This window comes from Bradyrhizobium sp. SHOUNA76, assembly GCF_023006445.1.
GTDB lineage: Bacteria > Pseudomonadota > Alphaproteobacteria > Rhizobiales > Xanthobacteraceae > Bradyrhizobium.
The window spans coordinates 1-5,350 of record NZ_JALBHA010000453.1; the positions used below are offsets into that span (position 1 = coordinate 1).

Sequence of the window (5,350 nt, forward strand, 5' to 3'; positions counted from 1 at the left end):
GAGCTGCCGGGCCGCATCGCGCCGACGCGGGTCTCCGAGGTGCGGCCGCGCGTTTCCGGCATCGTGGTCGAGCGTCTGTTCCGCCAGGGCAGCGAGGTGAAGGCGGGCGATCCGCTCTACCGCATCGATCCGCGCCCGTTCGAGGTCGAGGTGATGGCAAACGAAGCTGCGCTCGCCAAGGCGGAGGCCGCGCTGATGCAGGCGAGGCAGCAGGCGCACCGTATCGCTACCCTCACCAAGGATCGCGCTGCTCCGGAAGCCGAGAACGAGAAGGCGATTGCGGCTGAACGCCAGGCCCATGCCGAGGTCGAAGGTCGCAAGGCCGACCTCTCGCGGGCAAGGCTCAATCTCGACTATGCCACCGTGCGCGCGCCGATCGACGGCGTGGTCGGTGCGGCCCTTGTCAGCGAGGGTGCCCTCGCGGTGCAGAACGAGACCAATCTCGCCACCATCCAGCAGCTCGATCCGATCTATGCCGACTTCACCCAGTCGGTGAACGAGCTCAACCAGCTTCGCCGCGCCTTCGAGACCGGCGACCTCGAGCGCATCGCCTCCGATGCCGCCAAGGTGCGCCTGGTACTCGACGACAACACCATCTATTCGCTCGACGGCAAGCTGCTGTTCTCCGATGCCAAGGTCGACGCCCACACCGGACAGGTGACCCTGCGCGGCGAATTCCCCAATCCCAAGCGCGAACTGCTGCCGGGCATGTATGTCCGCGTCCGCATCGACCAGGGTCTGGATTCCGATGCGATCGCGGTGCCGCAGCAGGCGATCCAGCGCAATGGCGGTGGCGGCAGCGAAGTGTTCGTCGTCAAGGATGACAACCACATCGCAGTGCAGGCGGTGCGCACAGGGTCCGTGCAGGACGGAGTCTGGTTCGTCACTGAAGGCCTGAAGGCCGGCGACAAGGTCGTGGTGGAAGGGTTCCAGAAATTCGCGGCCGGCGACAAGGTCAAGCCGCAATCCTGGTCGGAAGCGGACGCGACCGCCGACAATCGGCACGCGCAGAAGCTCACGCGGTAACGCGCTATGGCGAGCTTCTTCATCGACAGGCCAATCTTCGCCTGGGTGGTCGCGCTGTTCATCTGCTTGATCGGCGCGATCGCCGTGCCGCTGCTGCCGATCGCGCAATATCCGATCATCGCGCCGCCCTCGATCTCGATCTCGACCAGCTATCCCGGCGCCTCGCCCGAAAACCTCTACAACAGCGTCACGCGGCTGATCGAGGAGGAGCTCAACGGCGCCGCCAACATCCTCAACTTCGAATCGACCAGCGACTCGCTCGGCCAGGTCGAGATCATCGCCAACTTCCAGCCGGGCACCGATACCAGCGCCGCCTCTGTCGAGGTGCAGAACCGCATCAAGCGCGTCGAGGCGCGCCTGCCGCGCGCGGTGATGCAGCAGGGCATCCTGATCGAGGAAGCCTCCAGCGCGGTGCTGCAGATCATCACGCTGAACTCGACAGATGGCAGCCTGGATGAGGTCGGCCTCGGCGACTTCATGATCCGCAACGTGCTGGGCGAGGTCCGCCGCATTCCCGGCGTGGGCCGCGCCACGCTGTACTCGACCGAGCGCAGCCTGCGCGTCTGGGTCGATCCGGCCAAGCTCGTCGGCTATGGGCTGACCGCGGACGACGTCAACAAGGCCATCGCCGCGCAGAACGCGCAGGTCGCCTCGGGCAGCATCGGCGCCGAGCCGTCGACGTCGAACCAGCGCACCTCCGCGCTGGTGCTGGTCAAAGGCCAGCTCTCCTCGCCGGATGAGTTCGGTGCCATCATCCTGCGCGCCAATGCCGATGGCTCGACCGTGCGCTTGCGCGACGTCGCGCGCGTCGAGGTCGGTGGTCTCAGCTATCAGTTCAACACGCGGCTCGACGGCAAGCCGACCGCGGGTCTCTCCGTCCTGATGTCGCCGACCGGCAACGCGCTGGCGACCGCGAGCGCGGTCGAAGAGAAGATGAAGGAGCTGTCGCGCTTCTTCCCGGCCAACATCTCCTACGAGATCCCCTACAACATCACGCCGGTGGTCGAGGCCTCGATCAAGAAGGTGCTGACCACGCTGGTTGAAGCCGTGGTGCTGGTGTTCGTGGTGATGTTCCTGTTCCTGCAGAACATCCGCTACACCATCATCCCGACCATCGTGGTGCCCGTGGCGCTTCTGGGCGCCTGCACCACGCTTCTGCTCGCCGGCTACTCCATCAACATGCTCTCGATGTTCGGCATGGTGCTCGCGGTCGGCATCCTCGTCGACGACGCCATCGTCGTGGTCGAGAACGTCGAGCGCATCATGTCCGAAGAAGGCCTGCCGCCGAAGGAAGCGACGCGCAAGGCGATGTCGCAGATATCGGGCGCCATCATCGGCATCACACTGGTGCTGATGGCAGTGTTCGTGCCGATGGCATTCTTCCCGGGCTCGGTCGGCATCATCTATCGCCAGTTCTCGGTGACCATGGTCGCCGCGATCGGCTTCTCCGCGTTCCTCGCGCTGTCACTGACGCCGGCGCTGTGCGCGACCTTGCTCAAGCCCGTCGCAGCTGGTCACGGTCACGCCAAGCGCGGCGTGTTCGGCTGGTTCAACCGCATGCTCGAAGGCGTCAAGGAACGCTATTCGCGCACCGTCGGCTTCTCGCTGAAGCGCACCGGCCGCCTGATGCTGGTTTATGTCGCGCTGCTGGTCGGCCTGTCATGGGCCTTCGTCAATCTGCCCGGCGGCTTCCTGCCCGTCGACGACCAGGGCTTCATCACCACCGACGTGCAGACGCCGTCGGATTCGTCCTATTCCCGCACCGAGGCCGTGATCGAGAAGGTGGAAAAATACCTGGCGCAGCGGCCTGGCGTCGACAACGTCACCTTCCTCACCGGCTTCAGCTTCTCCGGCCAGGGCATGAACACTGCGCAGGCGTTCATCACGTTGAAGGACTGGTCGGAGCGCGGGCCGAAGGATTCCGCCGCCGCGATCGTCAACGACGTCAACCGCGACCTGGGCTCGTCGATCCGCGACGCAAAGATCTCGGCGCTGCAGCCGCCGCCGATCGACAATCTCGGCAACTCCTCGGGCTTCTCGTTCCGTCTCCAGGACCGCGGCCAGAAGGGCTATCAGCAATTGATGCGCGCCGCCGATCAACTGATTGCCGAGGCCAATGCGAGCCCGGTGCTGCAGAAGGTCTATATCGAGGGCCTGCCCGAGGCGGGCGTGGTCAATCTCATGATCGACCGCGAGAAGGCCGGCGCCTTCGGCGTCACCTTCGAGGACATCAACAACACGATCTCGACCAATCTCGGCTCGAACTATATCAACGACTTCCCGAACCGCGGCCGCATGCAGCGCGTCGTGGTGCAGGCCGACGCCCGCGACCGCATGCGGACCGAGGACATCCTCAACTACAACGTCAAGAACAGTCGCGGCCAGCTGGTGCCGTTCTCGTCCTTTGCCACGGTGGAATGGGCGCGCGGACCGACGCAGATCGCAGGCTTCAACTATTATCCGGCGGTGCGCATCTCCGGTGAGGCGAAACCCGGCTTCACCTCGGGCGATGCGATCGCCGAGATGGAGCGGCTTGCCGGCAGGCTGCCGCGTGGCTTCGGCTATGAATGGACCGGGCAGTCGCTCCAGGAGAAGCTCTCGGGCTCGCAGGCGCCGTTCCTGCTGGGGCTGTCGGTGTTCGTGGTGTTCCTGTGTCTCGCCGCACTCTATGAAAGCTGGACCATTCCGCTCGCGGTGCTGCTCACCGTGCCGCTGGGTATCGTCGGCGCGGTCGTCGCAGCGACGCTGCGGAGCCTGCCCAACGACGTCTACTTCACCGTCGGCCTGATCACGATCATCGGCCTCGCGGCAAAGGACGCGATCCTGATCATCGAATTCGCGAAAGACTTGCGCAAGGAAGGCAAGCCGCTGGTGGAAGCCACCATCGAAGCCTGCCGCCTGCGCTTCCGCCCGATCCTGATGACCGGTCTCGCCTTCATCTGCGGCGTGCTGCCGATGGCGATTGCTCATGGCGCCGGCGGCGCCAGCCAGCAGGCGCTCGGCAGCATCGTGATGGGCGGCATGATCGCGGTGGTGATCCTGGCGCTCTTGATGGTGCCGGTGTTCTTCGTCTCGGTGCAGCGCGTGCTCGCGGGGGACCGGGAGCCGAAGGCGGCGAAGGAAGGCGAAGCGTATGGGCCGCCGGCGCCGGCAAGGACCGGCCACTGAACGCCGGACCGGTCTTGATTGCTTCAGAACTGATGCCACGCCGCGCGACGTCAAACGGCCGTTCGCTTGCTTGTCGGAGGTGTCGATCCAGACTGCATCCCTGGATTGAGCGAATGTGTATTCCGCACCGCGCCGCGAATGCACACATAGCCCCGCCGATTGAGAACATGTGATGCGTCCGACCGAAATTGCGATCTCGAACTATCGCTCCATTCGCCGGCTCTCCATACCAATCCACCCCTTGTCCGTGTTTGTGGGCGAGAATGGTGTTGGAAAATCCAATCTCTACAAGTTCTTGTCGCTGTTGCGCGACGCGGCGACCGGGCGGATCACGCGCACGATCGCCGACGAAGGCGGGTTGAATTCGGTCTGCTGGTCCGGCATTCGCAAGCGCGGCGAGGATGGGCGATTGCGGTTGTCGGCCAAGTTCGACCGTCTCAAATATTCCATTGAGATCGGATTTCCCGCCCCGCTTGCGGCGGCGTTTTCCGGCGAACCGATGATCAAGTCCGAAAGCATCGAGGCGATATGCCGCGGCCGTTCAGGGCTCATGAACTATCCGATGGGACGCTGAAATACATCTGCCTGCTCGCGGTGTTCATGGGCTATCGGCTCCCGCCGTTCATCGCGCTGAACGAACCCGAGACCAGTTTGCATCCGTCGCTGCTGGCGCCATTGGCCCGGCTGATCGCCAAGGCCTCAAGCCGCGCCGACATCTGAATCGTCACCCATTCGGAACTGCTGATGGAGGCCTTGCGGAGCGAGAGCTCTGTCCCGCTTCGCCGCGTCATCAAGTCGAAAGGCGCCACGGCTATCGTGGGCCTGACCCTCGGCGGCGAATATCGCGACGACGACGAATCGGAAGACGACGAATCCTGACCGCTGCAGATTGAGGCGTCGTGTGACTACGCCTACTTCCGCAATATCTTCACCAACTCCCCGTGCACGAACTCATTCCCGCACACGACGTGCCCCGTGACCAGCGGATCGCCGGGCGTCGCGATGTCGCTCACCGTTCCGCCTGCCTCGCGCACCATGATCATGCCCTTGGCCTCGTGCGTGGCACCGAGCAGATTGCTGTCGGTCGAATACGCCTTCTCGGCGCTCATCTTGTAGGCAAAGCCCTGCGCGGTCATGAACGCCGACATCTCGGCGC

Annotated in this window: 2 protein-coding genes and 2 pseudogenes; 3 read left to right on the forward strand and 1 reads right to left on the reverse strand. The window is 64.4% G+C overall.

The features are described from left to right. The 3 genes and pseudogenes from MOV74_RS30515 to MOV74_RS30525 form a co-directional block, all read left to right on the forward strand. Nucleotides 1-1,026: efflux RND transporter periplasmic adaptor subunit (locus MOV74_RS30515; RefSeq protein ID WP_246930505.1), on the forward strand; the 1,026-nt coding region annotated here is incomplete at its 5' end. A 6-nt stretch (nucleotides 1,027-1,032) separates the two neighbouring features. Further along, entirely contained in the window at nucleotides 1,033-4,194 is a 3,162-nt protein-coding gene (locus MOV74_RS30520; RefSeq protein WP_246930507.1) for a multidrug efflux RND transporter permease subunit, read from the forward strand. A gap of 172 nt (nucleotides 4,195-4,366) precedes the next feature. After that, nucleotides 4,367-5,073, forward strand: a pseudogene (locus tag MOV74_RS30525) (AAA family ATPase). A 32-nt stretch (nucleotides 5,074-5,105) separates the two neighbouring features. Here MOV74_RS30525 and MOV74_RS30530 read toward each other — a convergent pair. Next, a pseudogene (locus tag MOV74_RS30530) lies at nucleotides 5,106-5,246 on the reverse strand (inositol monophosphatase); the annotation flags it as partial. Between the last annotated feature and the right edge of the window lie 104 nt (nucleotides 5,247-5,350).